Consider the following 22524-nt stretch of genomic DNA (forward strand, 5'->3'; position numbering starts at 1 on the left):
GGCCCGGGAGGCGGAATGCAAGCGCGCCTGAAGCGTCTGCGGCAGGGTCTGGCGGGAACGCTGCCCTTCGTCGCGCCCGTGCATGTCCTGGTGCTCGGGATCATCGTGATTCCGTCGATCTTCGTCCTGTGGCTCAGCTTCCAGGCGTCGAGCTTCGGCCAGGCGGCGACCTTCGTCGGCTTGGCCAACTATGCCCGCGTGCTGGGCGACGCCTATTTCTGGGGATCGCTGCTCAACACCGTCGCGGTGGTGGCGGTGGCCGTGCATCTCGAACTGGTGCTCGGGCTCGGCATCGCCCTCCTGTTCGCCAGCGGCCTGCCGGCGCGGCGCCTGCTGCTGGTCATCGTGCTGGCGCCGTATGCGATTAGCGAGGTGACCGCGGCGGCGATGTGGCGCTTCCTGTTCGACCCGGATGTCGGGCCGGTGACCAACGCGCTGCTGGCGCTGGGGCTGCCGACGCTGGACTGGACCTTCATCCCGTCGCACGGGCTGATCCTGGTCGGGCTGCTGACCATCTGGCTGCACCTGCCCTTCACCTTCGTCATCCTCTACGCGGCCCGGCTGGCGATCCCGAGGGACCTGTACGAAGCGGGGAGGGCGGACGGCGCCTCGCCGTTCCAGCTGTTCCGCAACGTCACCCTGCCGCTGCTGGCACCGGCGATCCTGATCGCGATGCTGTTCCGCTACATCTTCGCCTTCCGGCTGTTCTCCGAGGTCTGGATGATGACCCAGGGCGGGCCGGCCCGCACCACGGAGGTGGTGGCCGTCTATCTCTATCTCGAGGCGTTCCGCTACAACTCCTTCGGGACCGCCGCTGCCACCGCCTGGATCATGGTGGTGGTCTCGCTGCTGCTGGCGACCGCCTATATCCTGCGGCTGCGGAAGGGGATGGCGGCCGATGCGCGCTGACCGCCTGCTCGTCGCGATCGGCAAGGCCGTCGCCGTCACGGCGGTGGTCGCCTGGTCGATCGTCCCGATCGCCTTCATCGTGCTGTCGTCGTTCAAGCCGGGGCGCGACATCTTCGCGGTGCCGCCGAAACTCCTGTTCGAGCCGACGCTGCTTCACTACGAGCATCTCTGGCAGCGCTGGGGCAGCTTCTTCGACGGGCTGGTCAACAGCCTGATCGTGACCGCGGGCTCCGCCATCCTGGCCATCGCCGTCAGCTCCCTCGCCGGCTTCGCTTATTCGCGCCACAGCAGCAGACTTCTCGCGGGCTCGGTCTTTCTCCTCATCGGCGTGCGCCTGATTCCGCCGATCGTCGTCACGCTGCCGCTGTTCCCGATCGTCAACCTGCTGGGGCTGAACGACACCCATCTCGTCCTGATCCTGCTCTACACGACCTTCTTCGTGTCGCTGGGCACGATCCTAATGCGCACCTTCATCGACCAGGTCCCGCGCGAACTGGACGAGGCGGCGATCATCGACGGGGCCGGGCGGCTCGCGGTGCTGCGCCGGATCGTCCTGCCGCTCGCGGCGCCCGGCATGCTGGCGGTCGCCGTCTTCGTGATCGTGTTCGCCTGGAACGAGTTCCTGTTCGCCTTCATCTTCACCGCGACCAACGCCAAGACCGCGCCCTTCGTGCTGTCGGAGATGATCAGCTCGGTCGACGGGGTCGATTGGGGCGTGCTCTTCGCCGCGGCCACGATCCAGCTGCTGCCGGTTCTTCTGTTCGTGATCGCCATGAACCGGTTCCTGGTCGCCGGGCTCACCGCCGGCGCGACCAAGGGATGAACAAGGATCAAAAGGGAGGAAAGATCATGGAGACCCGTCTGACGAGACGAAGCCTGCTCGCCAGCACGGCGGCCGGCGCCGCGACCATGGCGCTGGGCCGCACTGCGCTGGGCCAGGCCAGGACGCTGAACGTGCTGTCGCACCTGGTGCACCAGAACGTGCTGACCAAGGGCAGCGCCGGCGATGTCATCGCCCCGTGGCGCCAGGCGAACGGGGTGGAGATCTCCTGGACCACCCTCGACAGCAATCCGCTGCAGGACCGGCTGTTCCGCGAGGCGAGCCTCGGTCAGACCGGATTCAACGTCGGCTTCGTCATCGACAACCGGATGACGCCGCAGATCGCGGGACTCTTTGAACCGCTCGACCGCTACCAGGCTTCCGATCCGATCGAGGACATCGACGACATCGCGCCCGGCCTGCGGCGTTCCATGACCGTCGACGGCAAGATGGTCGGCATTCCCGTGCGGCACGCCACCCAGGCGCTGTTCTACAACGAGGCGCTGCTGGAGGAGGCCGGCTTCGCCGCCCCGCCCGCGACCCTGGAGGAGCTGGTGGAGCAGGCGAAGAAGCTGACCTTCACCTCCGCCGCCGGGACGCGGGTGGTCGGGATGATCCTGGCGAGCGACCTCGCGGTGTTCTCGGTGATGTTCGCGCGGGCCTTCGGCGGCGACTTCATCAGCACCGACTTCAAGCTTCTCCCGAATCCGGAGGCGATGGAGAAGGGCTTGGGCGTTCTGGCCGAGCTGTTCCAGGCCGGCGCGCTGCCGCGCAGCTACGCCAACACCCGCAACGACGACATGGTGACCTGGCTGCAGCAGGGCCGCGCGGCCTTCGGCGTGCTGCCTTTCGCCCGCTTCGCCCAGCTCAACAACCCGGAGCAGTCCTCGGTCCCGGGCAGGATCAAGGCGGTCGAGTTCCCCGGGTCCTCGACGCTGCCCGCCGGCAGCGGCATGGCGGCCGTGGTGGAATCCTGGGCCATGGCGGTCCCCGCGAACTCGACCGACAAGGACCTGTCCTGGAGTTTCATCAAGGCTGTGTCCAGCAAGGCGGTGACGCTCGGGGCGGCGCGCAACGGCAACGGCTCGGTCCGCGTCTCGACCTATGCCGATGCCGGCTTCGCCGCGGCCCAACCCCTGGCGAAGATCGAGGCGGCGGCCCTGGCCAAGGCGCGGCCGGCCTTCCCGGCCTTCCCCGAGGCGGTGCGGGCCCAGGCAACCTTCCTCGAGGAGGTGCAGCTGGCCGTCCTCGGCCGCAAGACGCCGCAGGAGGCGGTGTCGGCGATGCGGGAGCGGGTCGGGCCGCTGCTGCCGGCCTGACCGCGGTCACCCCGCAGGGGCGGGGGGCTCGTGCTGCCCGATCCGTCGATCGGGGCTATGCCGGAATCGCGTGCGGCGCCGCGACGGCCGCCAGGATCAGATCGGCGGCCTTTTCCGCGATCATGAAAACGGCGGCCTGGGTGTTGCCGGAGACGATCGTGGGCATGACCGAGGCGTCGACGATCCGCAGCCCGCCGATGCCGTGGACCCGAAGCTCCGGATCGGTCACCGCGTGGCTGTCCCGGCCCATGCGGCAGGTGCCGCACACGTGATAGATCGTCTGGCCGTCGCGCCGGGCGAAGTCCAGCCACTCGGCATCGGTCCGGCACTCCGGGCCTGGGGCCATCTCCCGCTCCCGGAACGGGTCCATCGGCGCCTGCTCGACGATGCGGCGGGCGATCTTCATGCCTTCGACCATGGCCCGCCGGTCCTCCTCCTCGGCGAGGAAGTTGGGCCGGATCGCCGGCGCGCGCATCGGATCGGGCGACACCGCGTGGATCGTGCCGCGCGACTGCGGGCGCAACTGGGTGACGCCGACGGTCATGCCCGGCAGCCGGTCCAGCTTGCGCTCGGCGGCGTTGGCGTAGCTCGCATGCATGAAGAAGTACTGGACGTCGGGGCCTTCGAGGCCCGGCCGCGTGCGCACGAAGCCGAAGGCCAGCCCGGTGCCGAGGGTCAGGATGCCGCGTCGCGTGGCGAGATACTGCAGCACCGAGGCGCCGAGCCGCCATCCGCGCGTCTGCTCGTTCAGCGTGACCGGCTGCTTCACCCGCCAGTTCATCCGCGTGCAGAAATGGTCGATGTAGTTGGCGCCCACGCCGGGCAAGGTGTACCGCACGGGAATGCCGAGCGGCTGCAGGATGGCGGGATCGCCGATGCCCGACAGCTCCAGCAGCTGCGGCGTCTGCACCGCGCCGGCTGCGAGGATGACCTCGCCTCGGGTGCGGAAGGGGACGTCGCGGTCGCCGATGCGGGCAGTGACGCCGACGGCGCGGCGCTCGTCGAAATCGATCCTCAGCACATGCGCATCCGTGCGCACGGACAGGTTGGGCCGGCTTAGGGCGGGCTTCAGATAGGCGTCCGCGGCGCTGACCCGCCGGCCCTGGCGCTGGTTGACCTGGTAGTAGCCGAACCCATCCTGGCCTTCGCCATTGTAGTCCCGGTTGCGGCCATAGCCGGCCGTCCCGGCCGCGGCGATGAAGGCCTCGGCGAGGATCGGGCGCTCAGCGACCTCGGTGACCGGCAGCGGGCCGCCCTTGGCGCGGAACCGGGTGGCCGGCCCGCCATAGTCTTCGAGCCGCTTGAAATAGGGCAGGACGTCATCGAAGCCCCAGCCGATGCAGCCCCGCTGCGCCCAGGTGTCATAGTCCTGTGGTTGGCCGCGCACATAGATCATGCCGTTGATCAGGGTCGAGCCGCCCAGGCCCTTGCCGCGCGGCACGGCGATGATGCGGTTCCCGGTGGCCTCCTCCGGCTCCGTCCACAAACGCCAGTTGTGGGCGGGATCGGTCAGAAGCCGGCTGAAGCCGGCCGGGATCGGCACCCAGAGGCTCTGCGCCTCCCGGCCCGCCTCGAGCAGCAGCACGGTGTGCCGGCCCGACGCGGTCAGGCGGTTGGCCAGCACGCAGCCGGCGGTGCCTCCGCCGACGATGATGTAGTCGAAGGTTTCGGCGGCGGCAGACACTAGAGTGCGCCCATATGTCTGGCCATCAGTTCGATCTGCGCTTCCAGCATCGGCAGCCCGCGCTGGATACGGCAGCCCCTGGCCGCGGCGGCCGCGAGCAGCGGCGTCTCCTCCGGATCCATGATCGCCTCGGCGACGAACTGGCGGCTTTCGATCCGGGACAGGTCGAGGGGAGGGGGATCGCCGGGGCGCATGCCGAGCGAGGTCGCATTCACAATCAAATCGTGCTCCGCCACGCTGTCCGCATCCGTGCCGAGCGACAGGCCGGGATGGGCGCGGCGCAGGCGGGCGGCCAGCGCCTCGGCCTTGTCGCGCGTCCGGTTGGCGATGGTGAGGTGGCGGATGCCGGCCTCCGCCAAGGCAAAGGCGATGGCCGAGGCGGCCCCGCCCGCCCCGGCGAGATAGGCGCGCAGGCCGTTCGGCTCCGGGCCGGACGATCGCAGGGCCGTGACGAAGCCGATGCCGTCCAGCATGGCGCCGACCATGCGCCCGTCCGCCTCCCACCGAACACAGTTCACCGCGCCGATAAGCTGCGCTTCCGGCGTCGCCTCGTCGCAGAGCGCCAGCATCGCCGGCTTGTGCGGCACGGTAGCGATAAAGCCGCCGAAGTTCCGCATGGCCCGCAGCCCGTCGACCAGCCGCGCCAGCCCATCCGGCCCCACGTGGAAGGGCACGAGCACGCCGTCGACGCCGTGGCGCTCGAGCAGGGCGTTCATCACCTGCGGTGTCTTCACGTGATGGATCGGATCGGCGAGGACGCCGAAGATGCGCGTGCGCCCGGTGATCGTCCGCATGTCGGTTCGCTTTTCCTTCCGCCCGATCAGGTCATGTACAGGCCGCCGGCGACATCGATCGTCTGGCCCGTGACGAAGCTGGCCTCCGCCGAGGTCAAATAGAGCGCGGCATCCGCCACCTCGTCCGGCGCCCCGAGGCGGCCCATCGGGGTCAGGCGCACCTGCTCCTCGTTCACCTCGGCCGCCACGGCGCGCACCATCGGCGTCTCGATCCGCCCCGGCGCCAGCGCGTTGACGCGGATGCCGAAGGGGCCGAGCTCCGCGGCCAGGTGCTTGGTGAAGCCGATCAGCGCCGACTTTGTCGCCGCATAGTGACAGGCCACGATCGGCGAATAGGTCTTCCCCGCCACCGAGGACATGTTGACGATCCAGCCGCGCCCGGCCTCGCGCATCGTCGGGCTCAGCGCGCGGACGGTGTTGAAGCAGCCGGTCAGGTTGACGGCGACGACCCGGCTCCATTCGGCGGGGTCCATCTCCCAAACCTTGTGGGCGACGCCGTCGTGCTTCGGTGAGATGCCGGCGTTGTTGACCACCGTGTCGAAGGGGCCGCCGATCGCGCGGGCGGCGTCGGCCAGGCCGGCCTCGACCGCGCGGTAATCGGCGACATCGAGGGCAAGGGGCCGCGCCTCGCCGCCGGCCGACCGGATCTGCGCCACCGTCTCGTCGATATCGGCCGGCGTCAGATCGGCGACGCCGACGACCGCGCCGCGCCGGGCGAAGCCGAGGGCGATCGCCCGGCCGATGCCGCGGCCGGCGCCGGTGACGAGAACGCGCCGGCCGCGGTGGCTCGGGCGGTCGGCGATCTCCGCCGGGTTGACTTCGCGTGGTGCCATGTCCCTGTCCATGCGGTGAAGGGGTCAGATGCCGAGATAGGCCTGGCGGATGTGGTCGTTGTCGAGCAGCGCATCGGCCGTGTCCGACAGCACGATCTGACCGTTCTCCAGGACATAGCCGCGATCGGCGGCCTTCAGCGTGTGGAAGACGTTCTGCTCGACGATCAGCACCGTGGCGCCGGTCCCGACGATGGCGTCGATCGCCTCGAACACCTGGGCGACGACGATAGGGGCGAGGCCGAGCGACGGCTCGTCGAACATCAGCAACTTCGGCCGGGCCATCATGCCGCGGGCGATCGCGACCATCTGCTGCTCGCCGCCCGACAGCGACACCGCATTCTGGTCCAGGCGCTCCCGCAGCCGCGGGAACAGCGCCAGCACCTCCTCCAGGGTATCGGCCCGCCGGTCGCGCGCGGCCCGGCGATAGGCGCCCATCAGCAGGTTCTCACGCACCGTCATGTCGGGGAAGAGCTGGCGGCCTTCGGGGATGAGCGTGATGCCCAGCTCGACCGTCTCATGCGCCGACAGGCGGGTGATGTCCCGCCCTTCGAACAGGATGCGCCCGGCGGCCGGCCGCAGCAGGCCGGCGATGGTGCGCAGCGTCGTGGTCTTGCCGGCGCCGTTGGCGCCGACGATAGTCACCACCTCGCCGGCCTCCACCTCCAGCGACACGTCGTGCAGGACGGTGGTCGCGCCATAGCCGGCGTGGACGCCCTCAAGCTTGAGCATGGACGAACTCCTTGCCGAGATAGGCCTCGATCACCGTGGGGTCGCGCACCACCTCCTGTGGCCGGCCCTCGGCGATGACCTGGCCGGAGGACAGCACGATCACCCGGTCCGACAGCGACATCACCGCCTGCATCACGTGCTCGATGGCGATAATGCTAACCCCGCCGTCGCGGATCGACCGCATCAGGTCGACGGCGCGACGCACATCGGTCTGGTTGATCCCGGCCATCACCTCGTCCAGCAGCAGGATGCGCGGCTTCATCGCCATGACGCGCGCCACCTCCAGCCGCTTCAGCCCGCCGATGGTCAGGCTGCGCGCCTCCGCGTCGAGCCAGGGGCCGAGCCCCATGCGATGGGCGGTCTCCCGCGCCAGCTCGCGCGCCTCGCGCACGTCATGGCAGCGGTGGAAGGCGCCGACCATGATGTTCTCCTCCACCGTCATGGCGGCGAAGGGCTGGACGATCTGGAAGGTACGGCCGACGCCGATGGCCGCGAAGTCGGCCGGCGACACCGGCCTCTGCCAGCTGCCGTCCGCCCCCCGCACCGAGACCGAGCCCGCATCCGGGGCCATGAAACCCGAGATCATGTTGAACAGCGTGGTCTTGCCGGCGCCGTTGGGGCCGATCAGGCCGAGCACCTCGCCCTCGCGCAGGGTGAAGCCGACGTCGTTGGTGACATGCAGGCCGCCGAAGCGCTTCTGCAGCCCCTCGACGCGCATGATCTCCTCGCCGACCGGCGGGCGCTCGGCCTTGGCCGGCACGGCCGCGACCGCCGCAGCCGGAACGCCTTTCGATTGAGCGCTGCCGTCCTTCAGCCGCGCCAGCAGCCCCATCAGCCCGTTCGGCATGAAGAGGACGACCAGCACCAGCACCGCGCCGTAGACGAAGCCGTGCAGCCCGAGCGCCTGGGCGCCGAGCCAGCCGCGCGCCATCTCCGAGATCGGCACCAGCAGCACGGCGCCGAGCAGGGGGCCGAAGACCGTGCCGATGCCGCCGATCAGGGCGAACATGGCGATCTGGATCGACAGGGGCAGCGAGAACATCGCCGCCGGCTCGATGAAGGTCAGGTACATCGCGTGGAAGGTGCCGACCATCGCGGTCAGCGCCGCCGAGACCGAGACGGCGACAAGGCGCACCTTCACCGTGTTCACGCCGGCCGCCCGGGCGGCGGATTCGCGCTCGCGGGTGGCGACCAGCTGGAAGCCGATGCGGCGGGAGCGGATCCACCACGCCACCGCCAGGCACAGCAGCAGCATGCCGAAGGCGATGGTGAGCGATGGCAGGCGCTCGCGGAACACCATCCACTGCCAGCCCATCTTCAGCGGGATCATCAGACCGGTGGCGCCCCCGGTCAGGTCCCGGAAGTGCAGTGCGACGACGCGGAACACCTCGAGGAAGGCGATGGTCGCCAGCGAGAAGAACGGGCCGCGCAGCCGGAAGCAGGGATAGCTGATGGCGACCGCGACGACGACGGCGACCGCCGCCCCGGCGAAGATGCCGAGCCAGGGGCTGACCCCCAGATTCATCAGGATGACGCCGGCATAGGCGCCGAGACCGTAGAAGATGGCGTGGCCGAGCGACAGCTGGCCGGCGAAGCCGCCCACGATGTTCCACCCGGTGGACAGCGCCGCGAAGACGCAGACGGTGATGAAGACGTGGTAGACGAAATCGTCGCCGATCAGGACGGGCAGGACGACGAGCGCGGCCAGCAGGCCCGCGAGGGCCAGCAGGCGGGGCCGGGCCAGGCCGGAGAAGCGGGCGGGCGCGGCCGAGGCGAAGGGGGTGTCCGTCATGGCGACACGTGCGACAGGGTCAGCCGGCGGCCGAACAGGCCGGCGGGCCTCAGGATCAGGATGACGAGGAACATGCCGAAGACCGCCACCTCGCGCAGGTCGGAGCCGAGATAGAAGCCGGCGAAGCTGTCGATCAGCCCGATCACGAGGGCGCCGACGAACGCCCCGGTGATCGAGCCGAGCCCGCCCAGCACCACGACGACGAAGGCGGTCAGCACGAAATACGCGCCGATCGTGGGCGAGGTGGGATAAAGCGGCGCGACCAGCACCGCCGCGACGCCGACGCAGGCCGCGCCGATGCCGAAGGCCAGGATGAAGATGCGGTCGACGTTCACGCCCATCAGCTGGGCCGCAGCACGGTTCTGGGCGACCGCGCGGATGGCGTGCCCGGTCCGGCTGCGCGACAGGAACAGCTGCAGCCCGGCCACCAGCAGCACGGCCGCGGCGAAGATCGCGACCTGGCCGCTGAGGATGCGGACGGGGCCGATCTCGACGGGCGTGCGCAGGCCGCTCGCCGGCGTGGTGGCGATGTCCGCCCCGAAGACCAGGAGGGCGAGGTTGATCAGCGCCGTCGACAGGCCGACCGTGGCGAAGATCTGGATGTGGTCGTCGCGCGCGCTCATCAGCGGCTGGATCACCAGGCGCTGGGTCAGGGCGCCGAACAGGAACAGCGCCGGCACAACGACGATCACCGCCGCGAAGGGGTGGAGGCCCAGCCAGCCGGTGACCAGGAAGGTCAGGTACATGCCGACCATCAGGAATTCGCCATGGGCGAAGTTGACCACCTTGACGATGCCGAAGATCAAGGTCAGCCCGATCGCCACGATGGCGAAGAGCCCGCCCAGCATCAGCCCGTTGGCAAGGAGCTGCAGTACCGTATCCATGCGCCTCTCCGGGGAGCAGGCAGGGGAGACGCGCGGCCTCCCCCGGCGGATCATTGGTCGAGGCGGATCTGGGACACCGCGGCGGCGTCGGGATAGACGGTTACCAGCTTGCCGTCCTGCCACTGCATGCCCATCATCCGGGCGCGTTCGTTCTGGTTGTTCTGGCCGAACTTCACGCCATAGCCGACGGCCGTTGCGCCTTCCGGAACATCGATCGCCTTCGCGGCGTCGAGGATCACCTCCGGCTCGAAGCCCTCGGCTTTGTTCAGGGCCTCGAGGATGACCTTGGCGCCGGCGTAGTTGTTGAGCGAATGGCCCGACCGAGGCGCCTCGCCGTACTTCTTCTTGTACGCCTCGACGAAGCTCTCCAGGCCGGGCGTGTACTTCGTGTTGACCAGGTATTGGGTGAAATCGACGTCGAGGACGCCGTCTATCACCTCGTGGCTGACCGCGTCGGCCGTCGGCTGCAAGGAATAGCCGCCACCGCCGCCGATGATCGCGGCCGGCTTGAACCCGGCTTCGTTGGCTTGCCGCAGGAACAGGACGGAATCGTTCTGGTACGAGGTCTGCAGCACGACGTCGACGCCGCGCGACTTGAGGTCGAGCACCAGCGAGGACATGTCGACGGTCGACGCCGGATAGCTCTGGAACGCCACGATGTTCAGGCCGGCTTCCGCCGCATACTCCTTCTGGTGCCCGGCGACGGAGGTGCCGTAGTTCGAATCCTCGAAGATGACGCCGATCTTCAGGTCTCCCGGCTTCTTGCCGAGGCCGGGCGCGACCTTGCTGACGATCATCTCGACGATCATCTTCGCCATATCATCGGCGGTCGGGTTGGTGCGGAAGAGATATTGCAGGCCGCGGCCGGTCACGTCGTCGGCCACTGCGCCCATCTCGAAATAGGGGGTGCCGGACAGCTCGGCCACCTGGCTGGCCGCGATCGAGCGGGCCGAGGAATAGGTGCCGAAGATCGCCGCCACCTGCTCGCGCGAGATCAGCCGCCGCGCCTCGCCGATCGCCTGGTTGTTGTCGACGGCGTCGCCGCGCACCAGCACGACCTTCTCGCCCTGGACGCCGCCGGCGGCGTTGATCTCGTCGACCGCGATCTCCAGCCCGCGCGCGCTCTCGTCCCCCAGCAGGGCGAGGTCCCCGCTGAAGGGGTAAAGGGCGCCGAACTTCACTTCGGCATGGGCCACCGTCGCCGACAGGGCGATGGCGGCGACGGCGGTCGTCAGCAACAGCGGCAGCTTCATGGCGATTCCTCCCTCGGTGTTTGTTCGTGCTGCGGTCAGTAGTTCAGGGCTTCCTTGCCTTCGAAGACGGTGATCGGCGGATAGGCGCGCTGGTCGGTGACGACGTCGATCACGGTCACGTCCCGGCGGGCGAGCGCGTCCTGCAGCGTCGGCAGGAAATCCGCCGGTTGCTCCACCCGCACGCCGCTGCAGCCGCAGGCGCGCGCGATCGCGGCGTGGTCCACCGCCTCGAAGTCGCAAACATCGGTGAAGTCGCCGTAGAGGCTGAGTTCGGCATGCTTCTGGTAGCCGAGGATCTGGTTGTTCAGGACGACGAGGACGACCGGCAGCCGCATGCGGCGGGCCGTCTCCAGCTCCGCCCAGACATGGCCGAAGCCGCCGTCGCCGCTCACCGCGATGACCGGCGCGTCGGGGCGTGCCGCCTTGGCGCCGAGGGCGAAGGGCAGGCCCCAGCCCAGCCCGGCCAGGCCGCGTGGCGTCAGGAAGCGCTGCCCGGGCCGGCGCGCGGTCAGGAAGTTGGCGATCCAGATCGAGGAGTAGCTGGCATCCGCCACGACGATCGTGTCCGGCGTCAGCACGCTGTCGATATCGGCCATCAGCCGCTCGGGGCGGATGGGCGTCGCCTCGAGGTCGACGAGGCGCTTCATGTCCCCGGCATGCTGCGCGCGGCCGGCGGCGATCTTCGCCTCGAGCGCGGGGCGGCGTGACGCGAGGGCGGGGGGCTTGGCCGCCTCCAGTGCCGCCGTCAGGGCCGCAAGCGTCAGCTTGGCGTCGCCGGCCAGCCGCAGCGCCTCGTAGTTGCGGCCGATCTCGGCACTGTCCACGTCGATATGGATGTAGCGGGCGTGGCGCGGATACAGCGACCAGCTGTCGGTGCCGTTCTGGTTGGTGCGGTTGCCGACCAGCACCACCACATCGGCCTCCGTGATCAGGTCGCGCAGATGCGAGGACCGGCCGCCCGGCGCCATGAAATAGCCGACGACGCCGAGCGACAGAGGATGGGTCTCGTCCACCGCGCCCTTGCCCATGACGGTGGTGGCGACCGGGATCCCCAGCGCCTGCAAGGCCGCCAGCTCGGCCGCGGCGCCGGAAGCGTGCACGCCGCCGCCGGCGATGATGACGGGTCTCTCCGCTCCGGCGATCAGCCTGGCCGCCTCCGCGACGCGGGCGGGATCGGCCACGGTGCGGTCGAGCGGATAGGTGCCCAGGCTCTCCATCCGCTGCGGCATCGCCGGGTCGAGCTCCGGCCGCTCGTCCAGCACGTCGAGCGGCACCAGCAACACGGCCGGACCCGGGCGGCCGCTGGCGGCGGCGGTGAAGGCCATGTCGACATAGTCGTCGATGCGGGCCGGGTCGGCGACGCGGCGCACCCATTTGGCGACGCCGCCGAACAGTGCGAAATGGTCCAGCTCCTGGAAGGCGTTCTTGTCGGTGAACCGGCGGCTCACATCCTGCACGATGGCGACCATCGGGATGGAGGCCTTCAGCGCCTCGGCCAGGCCGGGCACCAGCAGGGTCGCGGCCGGGCCGTTCTGGGCGGTGACGACCGCGACCTTGCCGGAGATGCGGGCATAGGCGTCGGCCATGGCGGCGCCGGCATTCTCCGTGCGATAGCCGATCTGGCGGATGCCGTAATCGGGCGCGGCGAGGAACAAGGCCGAGGGGATGCTCTGGCCGAAGATCTCCCGCACGCCGTGGCGCTGCAGCGCCGCCGCGATCAGATGGGCGCCGGATATGTTGCCGGTGGCGCGCGGCATGGGCTTGGTGACGGCGATCATGCTCCTGGTCCTTCCCCGGCGCTCAGGCCTTGTGGTCCATGGTGAGAACGATCTTCCCGACATGCGCGCCGCTCTCCATCCGCGCATGGGCTTCGGCGACGCGATCGAAGGGGAAGGTCGTATCGATCAGCGGCTTCGCCTTGCCGGCCGCGACCAGCGGCAGCACATGCTCGGCGAGGGCTGCGGCCAGCGCCGCCTTCATCGCGACCGGGCGGGCCCTGAGCGTGGATCCCGTCAGCGTCACCCGCTTCAGCATCAGCGGCATCAGGTCGAGATCGACCTTCGAGCCGCGCTGGAAGGCGATCTGGGCGATGCGGCCGTCGACGGCGACGGCGTCGAGGTTGCGCCGGATGTAGTCGCCGCCGACCATGTCGAGGATGACGTCCGGGCCCTTGCCGCCGGTGACGTCGCGGGCGGCCGCCACGAAGTCCTCCGCGCGGTAGTCGATGGCTATGTCGGCGCCGACCGATCGGCTGGCCGCGCATTTCTCCGGCGAGCCGGCGGTGACGATGACGCGGGCCCCGAAGGCCTTGGCCAGCTGGATGGCGGTGGTGCCGATGCCGGAGGTGCCGCCATGGATCAGCACGGTCTCGCCGGCCTTCAGCCCGGCGCGCTCGAACAAATTCGACCACACGGTGAAATAGGTCTCGGGAAAGGCCCCGGCCTCCACAAAGGACATGCCGTCGGGAACGGGCAGGGCCACCATCTCGTCGATTACGGCCCATTCGGCATAGGCACCGCTCGCCACCAGCGCCATCACCCGGTCGCCCAGCTTGAAGCGGCCGGCGCCGGGGCCGAGGCTCTCGACCACCCCGGCCAGCTCCAGCCCCAGCACGTCCGAGGCGCCCGGCGGCGGCGGATAAAGCCCCTGGCGCTGCATCACGTCCGGCCGGTTGACGCCCGCGGCGTGTACCCGGACGAGGGCCTGGCCCTGGCCGGGCACCGGCCTGTCCCGTTCGACAATCGTCAGCGCCTCGGGACCACCGGGAACCGGGGCGACGGCGGCGCGCGTCAGCGACGTCATGCGGCTTCACTCTCGGCTTGGGGAAGGAGCAGCACCTTCGCCGCCTGCCGCTGGCGGGCCAGCTCGAAGGCCTCGACGGCCCGGGCGAGCGGCAGGCGATGGGTGACGAGGCGGGACAGGACGGCCGCATGGGCCGTCAGCACCTCGATGGCGGTCTCGAACGCCCGCGCGGTGGTGTCGTGGGCGGCGCGGAGCTGCTTCTTGTCCCGCACGAATCGCGTCAGATCTAGATCCAGATGACCGGAATGGATGCCCGCCACCACCAGGATGCCGCCGGAGCGCAGCACCGCGAGCCCGTCACTGACCGAGCGGGCGGCGCCCGTCGCCTCGATGACGCGGTCGGCCGGGCCGTCGAAGACGCGGGCCACGGCCGCCGCCAGAGGCTCCTCGGCCAGGTCGGCGCAGTGGGCAATGCCCAGCTCGCGCGCCAGGCTCAGCCGGAGGTTGTCGTCCAGGCCGCACAGCAGCACCCGCGCCCCGCGCAGCTGCGCAACGAAGGCAATGCCGAGACCGATCGGCCCGGGGCCGAGGACGACCACCCTGTCGCCGGGCGCGACATCCGCCACGTCGACCGCGTTGACGGCCACCGAGAGGGGCTCGGTGAGCGCCGCGATCTCGAGCGGCAGGCCGTCCGGAACGCGCCGGCAGCTGGCGGCCGGCACCCGCACAGCCTCGGCGAAACCGCCATCCGCATGCAGGCCGACGATGCTGCGGTTCTGACAATGCTGAGGTTCCCCGCCGCGGCAGGCGAAGCAACGGCCACAGGCAACCGTCGGCCAGCAGGTGACGCGGTCGCCGACCGCAAAGCCGGTAACACCGGGGCCGAGCGCGCGCACCGTGCCTGCGAACTCATGGCCGAGCGTGACCGGCAGGACCGCCGTCATGAACTCGTAACCCGGCGTCCATTCATAGGCGTGGAGATCGCTGCCGCAGATGCCCGCGGCCGCCACCGCGATCAGGACCTCGCCCGCCGCCGGGGTGGGCGGCGCGGTCGACGCCACCAGTTCGGCCCCAAAGGCCGCGGCCGTCTTCCTGAGCGCGTTCACCGCTTCCTCCGCTGTCAGCTCCGATGCCGATCCGGCCCTCGAAGGGGGCGGGCGGCGGTGCCCGATCTCGTGGGTCGGGCATCGGTTGCTGCAATAAGTAATTTGTTATAACAAGATTGGTCGAGGACAACGGCTGATGTCAAGTCGCGTGCAGCACGATATCGAGACCGCACCCGAGCCGTCGGATTGGGTGCAGCCGATCGTCAAGGAGAACCTGAGCGAGCGGGCCTACAACAGCCTGCGCGCGGCGCTGATGCGCGGCCAGCTGCGGCCGGGCGAGCGGCTGTTGCTGCGGCCGATGTCGCTGCGCTTCGGCATCAGCGCGACGCCGATGCGCGAGGCGCTGCTGCGTCTCGTCAGCGAGAAGGCGCTGGCGCTCGGCGCGCGCAACACCGTCGTGGTGCCGACGCTGACGCTGGACCAGCTGCTGGAGATCCGCGCCATCCGCACCGACCTCGAAGGTCGGGCCGCCGCCACGGCGGCCACCATCGCCTCGCCGGAGGAGATCGAGGCCCTCGCCGCCATCCACGCCCGGATTGCCGAATGTCACGCTTCGCGGAGCTTCGCCAGGGCGGTGGACCTCAACACCGAGTTCCATCTCACCTTCTGCCGGATGGCACGCCTGCCCATCCTCTACGAGATCGTCGAGGGGCTATGGGTGCGCTGCGGGCCGATCCTCTCGCATCTCTACGACGAGGGCCTGCCGGACTGGGAACCCCATCCACATCGCAAGCTCATCAGCGCACTGCGCGAGCGCGACCCGGAGAAGGCGCGCGAGGCCAGCCGTGAGGACATTGAGCGCGGCGGCCAAGGGCTCCTGGTGCATGTCCAGGAGACCGCAGGCGGGTAAGGCCACAATCGACGGGCGGTGGGTGAGTCTCTTGATCACCGACCCGAGCCTGAGCCGCTCGACGGGGAGCTGCGTATTCAACCAATCGCAAGGAACCTCGCGGCTCATTTCGATGTTCCCGAAACGTGGGCGAAGCGTCGGAGGTTTCCGTGCCTGCCGTCGAGCCGGTGCTTCCTGGCAGGACGTTGGCCGATCCATCAGTGCGACCGGACGGGTTCCGTACGCTGCTCGATGTCGTCGAATCGCTTCCCGGACACAAGCACAAGCCCGCGCTTCTCGCCGTCCATCAGAAGGACGTCGAGACATGGTCCTACGGCGATCTGAGCGATCGGGTCGACGCGTTCGCACGCCGCTTGATCCGAACGGGAATCGGCAAGGGCGATATGGTCGCCCTCTCCGCCGACAACCGTCCCGAATGGGTCGCGGCCTGTCTGGCAACGATCAGCATCGGTGCCGTGATCGTGCCGGTCGATCCGCAGCTCGGGGACGAGACCTTCAAGCATGTCCTGAACGACAGCGGCGCCAAGGCGATCATCCTCGCGGCCGCGGGCGAGGAGCGGGTGCGGGCACTCGAGACCGCCGCCGAGCCGGCATTCATCCGCCTGGACGATACGGAGGGCGAGCGGGATCGGGGACATGGTCCGAGCGGCGAGGCCGAGACGCGTGCCGTGGAGCCGGACGACCCCGCGTGCCTGTTCTACACCTCCGGCACGACCGGGCCGCCGAAGGGCGTCCCGCTCACCCATGCCAATATCGTCTTCCAGCTCAACGCCGTCATCGCCGCCAGGCTGGTCCGGCCGGGGGACCGGGTGCTGCTGCCGCTGCCCTTGCACCATGTCTACCCCTTCGTGCTCGCCATGCTGGCGCCGCTCGCGCTCGGCCTTCCGATCGTGATGCCGAGCACCCTGACCGGACCGGAGGTGGCGAACGCGATGCGCGGCGGCGACGTGACGCTGATCATGGGCGTGCCTCGGCTCTACGACGCCTTCGATGCCAATATCCGGGCCCGGTTCGAAGCCCGCGGGCGGATCGCCGCCGGGGTGTTCCGGGGCGGCACGGCCGCGGCCACCTGGCTCCGGCGCCGCTTCGGCCTGCGTCCGGGCAAGCTGCTGCGGCCGCTGCATAGACGGATCGCCCCGAAGCTGCGGCTGCTTATCTCCGGCGGAGCGGCGCTCGACGCCGGGCTGGCGCTGCGGCTGGAAGGTCTGGGATGGCGGGTCGCGACCGGCTACGGCCTGACCGAGACCTCGCCCATGCTCACCTGGAATCTTCCGGGCAAGGGCAAGTTCGAGAGCGCCGGGAGACCGGTGCCCGGGGTCGAGCTCCGCATCGAACCAGTGCGGCAGGACGAGGCGGAGGCAGCGCCGGAACCGGCGGACGGGCGCGAATACGGGGAGATCGTGGCGCGCGGTCCGGGCGTGTTTGCCGGCTACCGCAATCTTCCGGACCAGACCCGCGAGGCGTTCACGGACGACGGATGGTTCCGTACGGGCGATCTCGGGTTCCTCGACGGCGACGGCTATCTTCACATCGTCGGCCGCGTCTCGACCATGATCGTCACCGAGGGCGGCAAGAACATCCAGCCCGACGCCATCGAAGCGGCCTATGCCGCGAGCCCGGAGATCCAGGAGATCGGTGTGCTGCAGAAGCACGGGCGTCTGGTGGCCGTGATCCTGCCCGAGAGCGGCAGAACCGGCCGTGGCGAGCAGGCCAGGAAGGCCCTCGACGCAGCGTTGCGCGCCCGATCGCGGGAGCTCCCTTCGTATCAGCGCCTGTCGGACTATGCGGTGACAAGCGAACCGCTGCCTCGGACCCGCCTCGGCAAGCTGCGCCGTCATCTGCTCGAGGACCGCTTCGACCGGGCGAAGCAAGGCAGAGACGAAGGCATGGCCGCGGCGGGACCGATCCGGCTCGAGGAGATGTCCCCCGAGGATCAAGCGCTGCTTCGAGACCGGGCCGCGCGGGATGTCTGGACCTGGCTGGCCGAACGATATTCCGATCGGCGCCTGACGCCCGACACCAGCCCGCAGCTGGATCTGGGCGTCGATTCCCTGGAATGGCTGACCCTGTCTCTGGAGATCGGGCAACGGGTCGGCGTCGACCTGACCGAGGAGGCCATTGCCCGGATCGAGACCGTCCGCGATCTGCTGCGCGAGGTGGTCGAGGCTTCGGCAGCGGGCCAGACCTTCGAGGCATCCATCCTGGACGACCCCGAAGCCCATCTGAACGACGCGCAGAAGCGCTGGCTCGAGCCCCTGGGGTCGCGGCAGGCCCGCATCGCGGACGGCGTCTACGTCGTCAACCGGACGATCATGCGTCTGGTCTACCGGCTGCATGTCGAGGGGCGAGAGCGCCTGCCGGATGGACAAGCCCTGTTCACGCCGACGCATGGCAGCCTGCTCGACCCGTTCGTGATCACCGCCGCCATTGATCGGCAGCGCCTCACCCGCACCTTCTGGGCCGGCGATGCGGACTGGGCGTTCGGAAATCCGGTCAGCCGCTGGTTCAGCCGGCTGGCACAGGCCGTGCCGATCCATGCGGAGCGCGGGTTCATGTCCGGGATGGCGCTCGGCGCCGCGGTGCTGAAGCGCGGCCACAGCCTGATCTGGTTTCCCGAGGGCCAGCGGGCGCGGCGGCCCGAAGTCGAGGATTTCATGCCGGGCATCGGGCTGCTCCTGGAGCGTTTCCCCGTTCCCGTCGTTCCGGTGGCGATCCATGGGGCGCATGAAGCGTTCCCGCCGGGCCGCTTCCTCCCGCGACCCGGCCGGGTCAAGCTGGTGTTCGGCGATCCCCTCGATCCCGCGATGCTCGACAGCGAAGGGACGGGCGATCAAGCTTCGCGCCGGATCACCGACGCCCTGAATCGCCGGATCAGAGAGTTTTACCATCGAACGCGCCCGGGCAGGCCGGCCTGATGCGGTGATCCCGGATCCAGGCGCGCAGGCGTCCCGCTACGTCCTTGCCGGCGAGAGTGACAGCGTCTTCAGCTTGACCGCCGGCGAGGCGAGCGCGTCCGGGGCGGGGGCGGCGCGTTGCGCGATCAGCATCTCGGTCAGGCGGATGTCCCGCGCGATCTTGCCCAGAGGGCCGATGCCGCTGGCCGCGACCAGCCGGCCATCCGCGGCCAGATGGAACAGCAGCATCGCGCCGTCGCCGAGGTCGCGGGCCACCGTGGTCCGGCCTTCGTCGGCCAGGCCGGCGATCTGCAGCGTCAGCTCATACTGGTCCGACCAGAACCACGGCACCGCCCCGATCGCCTCGCCGCGGCCCAGCATGTTGCGCGCCGCCAGGGATCCCTGGTCCTGGGCGTTGCGCCAGGCCTCCAGCCGGATGCGGCGACCGGCATAGAGCGGGTGGGCGCAGGCGGCGCAGTCTCCCGCCGCGAAAATGTCGGGGTCGGCGGTCGCCAGCGTCGCGTCGACGGCGACGCCGTTGTCGATGGAAAGACCCGCGGCCTCCGCCAGCGCGGTCTCCGGCACCGCGCCGATGCCGGCGATCACCGCGTCGGCCGCGATCCGGCTGCCATCGGCCAGCAGGATAGCGCCGTCCGGATCGATCCGCTCGACGCCGATGCCGGTGCGCAAGTCGACGCCGGCGGCGCGATGCCGGTCCGCGATCACGGCGGCGATCTCGGTCGGGACGCCGCGCATCAGGATGCGGGGCAGGGCCTCGATCACGGTCACGGCGCAGCCGCGCGCGACCGCGGCCGCGGCCAGCTCCAGCCCGATGAAGCCGCCGCCGATGATCGCCAGCCGCGCGCCGGGGCGCAGCAGCGGCCGCAGCGCCAGCGCATCGTCGAAACGACGCAGATACAGGGCCCGCTCATGCCCCGGAAGGGTCAGCCGGCGCGGTCGTGCCCCGGTCGCCAGCAGCAAGCGGTGATAGGGCAGGGCGCGCCCGTCGGCCCGGGTCACGCTGCGGGCCGGACGATCGATCGCCACGGCCTCGGCCCCCAGGATCAGCTCTATGCCCAGGGCGGCGGCGCGGTCGCGGTCCAGCACCGTGGTCGCGGCCGGCTCCTCCGCCGCCAGCAGCGCCGCCTTGGACAGGGGCGGGCGCTCATAGGGCGGGTGGATCTCGGCGCCGACCAGCGTGACCGGGCCGTCCCAGCCCTCCTCGCGCAGCGCCGTCGCCGCCCGGGCGCCGGCCTCGCCGGCGCCGATGATCACCATGCCGGCTGTGGCCATTCGCTACGATCCGAGCCGGAGATAGACTTGGCCGTCCTCGACCTTCACCGGGTAGGTCCTGAGGGCGACGCAGACCGGGGCGCCTTTGGCGGCGCCGGTGGTGAAGTCGAAGCGGCCGTTGTGCTTCGGGCATTCGATGATCGTGCCCATCACCAGCCCGTCGGCGAGATGCACTTGCTCATGCGTGCACAGCCCGTCGGTGGCGTAGTAGCGGTCTTCCTCGGTGCGGTAGATGGCGAAGCTGCGGCCACCATGGTCGAAGCGGATCACGTCCTCCTCGTCGATGTCGTCCGCGCCGCAGGCCGCGATCCAGCCGTCTTCGGCCATGGTCTTCCTCCCTTGTCGATGCGTTTCACTCGGCCGGCGCGGCCTGGACGGTTCCGATGTCGGGGCCCGGCGAGGCCCCGGCCGGCAGCCGCCGGACGACGTGGTGGCGCGGGTCGCGCAACTGCCGGAGCAGGGTCGGGATGATCTCGCGATAGGCGGCCCAGCAGCTCGGATAGGGCGGCGGGCAGTCGTGCTTCATCGCCGCATGCAGCTTCGGCAGGGCGTGGTAGGGGACCATGGGGAACATGTGGTGCTCCACATGGTAGTTCATGTTCCAGTAGAGGAATCGGAACACCGGGTTCATGTAGACGGTGCGGCTGTTCAGCCGGTGGTCCAGCACGTCCTCGGCCAGGCCGGCATGCTGGGTCAGGCCGAAGAACTGGACCATCCCGCCGCCGTAGAGGGTCGGCAGGCCGACATACATTGCGGGCAGGATGCTGCCCAGCGCCAGACAGGCGGCGATCACCGCGGCGAAGATGGCGAGGTAGATCCGCGCGACCAGGAACACCTTCCAGCGCTCCATCTCCGGGATGAAGGTCTCCTCCTCGGTGGTCAGCCGGCCGGCTGCGTGCACGAACAGCTTGCGGATCGCGACCTCGCTGCTCTTCAGCGCGAACATGTTGAGGGCGATCTTCAGGAGGCTGGGCGGGCGCGGCGCGGCGATCTCGGGGTCGCGGCCGACGATGATGGTGTCGGTGTGGTGCCTTGTGTGGCTCCAGCGCCAGACCGTCGGCTCGCGCAGGATCATGAAGCAGGCGATGTGGTAGACGGCGTCGTTCATCCACCGCGTCTTGAAGGCGGTGCCGTGGCCGCATTCGTGCCAGCGGCTGTCCGAGGCCGAGCCGTAGAGCACGCCGTAGACCAGGAAGAACGGCACCGCCCACCAGCTGCCCCAGAAGGTGCCGCCGAGCCCGCCGGAGACGGCGAGGGCGGCGAACCAGATCAGCGTGTCGCGGATCGCCGGCCCGTCCGACCGGCGCATCAGCTCCTTCAGCTCCTTGCGCGGGATCGGGCAGGCGTACCAGGCGGCGCCGGCCAGCCCGGTCTCGACCGCGCGCCGCGCTTCCGCCCCGACCAGACTGTAGTCCCTCCGGCCGATCTCCCCGGGCATCGCATCCTCCTGCACTGCTTCCGCTTATCCGCGGTTTTGCAGGGAAGCGTAATTCAGGACGCTACATTGCTCAATGCATCCGATGATAGAATCTATCATTTCCAATCACGCCGTGGCAGGATGCCGTGATTGGATTTGCGATCGGGGACAGGATGAGCAAGCGCCCGACCATCGCCGACCTCGCCGCGGCGGCGGGGGTCAGCGTCGCCACCGTCGACCGCGTGCTGAACCAGCGCCACCCGGTGCGTGAGGGCACGGCCGAGCGGGTGCTGCGCGCCGCCGAGGCGATCGGCTATCACGCCACGCCCCTGCTGAAGCAACGTCTGCGGGAGGACCTGCCGCTCCGGACCTTCGGCTTCCTGCTGCAGAAGCGGGCGGACGCCTTCTACCAGCAGCTCGCCGCCGATCTGCAGGCCGCGACCGCCGCCTGCGCCGCGGTGCGCGGCCGCGCCGTGGTCGAGTTCATGGAGGAGCTGTCGCCCGGCACCATCGTCGAGGCGCTGCGGCGGGTCGGCAGCCGGGTCGACGCCCTGGCCGTGGTCTCGGTCGACCATCCGCATGTGTCGGAGGCGATCACGGAGCTGCGGCGCCAGGGCGTGCCGGTCTTCGCCCTGCTGACCGACCTGATGGCCGAGGACCGCGCCGGCTATATCGGCCGCGACAACCGGAAGGAGGGGCGGACGGCGGCGTGGATGGTGGCCAGGACGGCGCGGGCGCCGGGCAAGGTCGGGATCATCGTCGGCAGCCACCGCTATCTGTGCCAGGAGACGGCGGAGATCTCCTTCCGCTCCTATTTCCGCGAGCATGCGCCGGGCTTCCGGCTGCTGGAGCCGCTGATCAATCTCGAGGATGCGCGGATCGCGCGTGAGGCGACGCACGACCTGATGGCGAGGAACCCGGATCTGGTCGGCCTCTACATCTGCGGCGGCGGCACGGAAGGGGTGATCGATGCGGCGCGGGAGGAGGCGGGCCACGCACCGGTCGCGATCGTGTGCAACGAGCTCACGCCCAAGGCCCGCGCCGCCCTGATCGACGGCGTCCTGACCGCCGTGATCTCGACCCCGACCGCGCTCATGGCCGCGCGCACGGTGGAGGCCATAGTTCGCGCCCTCGAGAGCCCCGCCCCCGAGCCGTCGGGCCAGATCCTGGTGCCGTTCGAGCTGTATGTGTCGGAGAATCTGTAG

Annotated in this window: 19 protein-coding genes; 6 read left to right on the plus strand and 13 right to left on the minus strand. The window is 69.9% G+C overall.

The window, feature by feature from the left end:
* Positions 1–15 precede the first annotated feature (15 nt).
* From KXR53_RS21915 to KXR53_RS21925, 3 genes are read left to right on the plus strand one after another with little or no spacing between them, the layout of a single operon-like run.
* Positions 16–909 carry a carbohydrate ABC transporter permease gene (locus KXR53_RS21915; protein WP_437377398.1) on the plus strand — a complete coding sequence of 298 codons (894 nt, stop codon included), beginning with the start codon at positions 16–18 and terminating at the stop codon, positions 907–909.
* Complete coding sequence (locus KXR53_RS21920; RefSeq protein ID WP_437377399.1) at positions 899–1732, plus strand: carbohydrate ABC transporter permease; 834 nt, start codon at positions 899–901, stop codon at positions 1730–1732. Before KXR53_RS21915 ends, KXR53_RS21920 begins: the two co-directional genes overlap by 11 nt.
* Before the next feature lie 26 nt (positions 1733–1758).
* Positions 1759–3048, plus strand: coding sequence for an ABC transporter substrate-binding protein (locus tag KXR53_RS21925; RefSeq protein ID WP_437377400.1), 1290 nt, complete (start codon positions 1759–1761; stop codon positions 3046–3048).
* A gap of 55 nt (positions 3049–3103) precedes the next feature.
* Here the strand turns inward: KXR53_RS21925 and KXR53_RS21930 are convergent, their stop codons facing one another.
* Genes KXR53_RS21930 through KXR53_RS21975 form a run of 10 tightly spaced genes read right to left on the minus strand, consistent with a single transcriptional unit; the run spans position 3104 to position 14865 of the window.
* On the minus strand, positions 3104–4732 hold the full coding sequence (locus tag KXR53_RS21930; protein WP_437377401.1) for a GMC family oxidoreductase: 1629 nt from the start codon (positions 4730–4732) through the stop codon (positions 3104–3106).
* Positions 4732–5526: a shikimate dehydrogenase family protein gene (locus KXR53_RS21935; RefSeq protein ID WP_437377403.1), complete on the minus strand. Its 795-nt coding sequence runs from the start codon at positions 5524–5526 to the stop codon at positions 4732–4734. The genes KXR53_RS21930 and KXR53_RS21935 overlap by 1 nt, the downstream gene beginning before the upstream one ends.
* Positions 5527–5552: 26 nt before the next feature.
* Positions 5553–6359: a 3-oxoacyl-ACP reductase FabG gene (gene fabG / locus KXR53_RS21940; RefSeq protein WP_437377404.1), complete on the minus strand. Its 807-nt coding sequence runs from the start codon at positions 6357–6359 to the stop codon at positions 5553–5555.
* Positions 6360–6383: 24 nt separating this feature from the next.
* Positions 6384–7088 carry an ABC transporter ATP-binding protein gene (locus KXR53_RS21945; RefSeq protein ID WP_437377405.1) on the minus strand — a complete coding sequence of 235 codons (705 nt, stop codon included), beginning with the start codon at positions 7086–7088 and terminating at the stop codon, positions 6384–6386.
* On the minus strand, positions 7075–8880 hold the full coding sequence (locus KXR53_RS21950; RefSeq protein ID WP_437377406.1) for a branched-chain amino acid ABC transporter ATP-binding protein/permease: 1806 nt from the start codon (positions 8878–8880) through the stop codon (positions 7075–7077). The genes KXR53_RS21945 and KXR53_RS21950 overlap by 14 nt, the downstream gene beginning before the upstream one ends.
* Entirely contained in the window at positions 8877–9764 is an 888-nt protein-coding gene (locus KXR53_RS21955; protein ID WP_437377407.1) for a branched-chain amino acid ABC transporter permease, read from the minus strand. Before KXR53_RS21955 ends, KXR53_RS21950 begins: the two co-directional genes overlap by 4 nt.
* Positions 9765–9814: 50 nt before the next feature.
* Positions 9815–11017 (minus strand): ABC transporter substrate-binding protein, encoded by a 1203-nt coding sequence (locus tag KXR53_RS21960; protein WP_437377408.1) that lies wholly within the window; start codon positions 11015–11017, stop codon positions 9815–9817.
* Between the two features lie 35 nt (positions 11018–11052).
* Positions 11053–12795, minus strand: a complete 1743-nt coding sequence (locus KXR53_RS21965) for an acetolactate synthase catalytic subunit (protein ID WP_437377409.1) — start codon at positions 12793–12795, stop codon at positions 11053–11055.
* A gap of 22 nt (positions 12796–12817) precedes the next feature.
* Entirely contained in the window at positions 12818–13819 is a 1002-nt protein-coding gene (locus KXR53_RS21970; RefSeq protein ID WP_437377410.1) for an NAD(P)H-quinone oxidoreductase, read from the minus strand.
* Positions 13816–14865 carry a zinc-dependent alcohol dehydrogenase gene (locus KXR53_RS21975; RefSeq protein WP_437377411.1) on the minus strand — a complete coding sequence of 350 codons (1050 nt, stop codon included), beginning with the start codon at positions 14863–14865 and terminating at the stop codon, positions 13816–13818. Before KXR53_RS21975 ends, KXR53_RS21970 begins: the two co-directional genes overlap by 4 nt.
* Before the next feature lie 136 nt (positions 14866–15001).
* Between KXR53_RS21975 and KXR53_RS21980 the strand changes: the two genes are divergently transcribed.
* Positions 15002–15715 (plus strand): GntR family transcriptional regulator, encoded by a 714-nt coding sequence (locus KXR53_RS21980; protein ID WP_437377412.1) that lies wholly within the window; start codon positions 15002–15004, stop codon positions 15713–15715.
* Positions 15716–15915: 200 nt separating this feature from the next.
* On the plus strand, positions 15916–18630 hold the full coding sequence (locus KXR53_RS21985) for an AMP-binding protein (RefSeq protein WP_437377519.1): 2715 nt from the start codon (positions 15916–15918) through the stop codon (positions 18628–18630).
* Between the two features lie 36 nt (positions 18631–18666).
* On the opposite strand, the gene KXR53_RS21990 is transcribed toward KXR53_RS21985, so the two are convergent.
* From KXR53_RS21990 to KXR53_RS22000, 3 genes are read right to left on the minus strand one after another with little or no spacing between them, the layout of a single operon-like run.
* Positions 18667–19902 carry an NAD(P)/FAD-dependent oxidoreductase gene (locus tag KXR53_RS21990; RefSeq protein ID WP_437377413.1) on the minus strand — a complete coding sequence of 412 codons (1236 nt, stop codon included), beginning with the start codon at positions 19900–19902 and terminating at the stop codon, positions 18667–18669.
* A gap of 3 nt (positions 19903–19905) precedes the next feature.
* The gene (locus KXR53_RS21995; protein ID WP_437377414.1) at positions 19906–20229 is read right to left on the minus strand and encodes a MocE family 2Fe-2S type ferredoxin; all 324 of its coding nucleotides are present in this window, start codon (positions 20227–20229) and stop codon (positions 19906–19908) included.
* Positions 20230–20254: 25 nt separating this feature from the next.
* Positions 20255–21340 (minus strand): fatty acid desaturase family protein, encoded by a 1086-nt coding sequence (locus tag KXR53_RS22000; protein WP_437377415.1) that lies wholly within the window; start codon positions 21338–21340, stop codon positions 20255–20257.
* Positions 21341–21492: 152 nt separating this feature from the next.
* Here KXR53_RS22000 and KXR53_RS22005 point away from each other — a divergent pair, with 152 nt between their 5' ends.
* Positions 21493–22524: a LacI family DNA-binding transcriptional regulator gene (locus tag KXR53_RS22005; RefSeq protein ID WP_437377416.1), complete on the plus strand. Its 1032-nt coding sequence runs from the start codon at positions 21493–21495 to the stop codon at positions 22522–22524.

Origin of the sequence: Inquilinus limosus, from assembly GCF_051487185.1 — a bacterium.
Lineage (GTDB): Bacteria > Pseudomonadota > Alphaproteobacteria > DSM-16000 > Inquilinaceae > Inquilinus > Inquilinus limosus_F.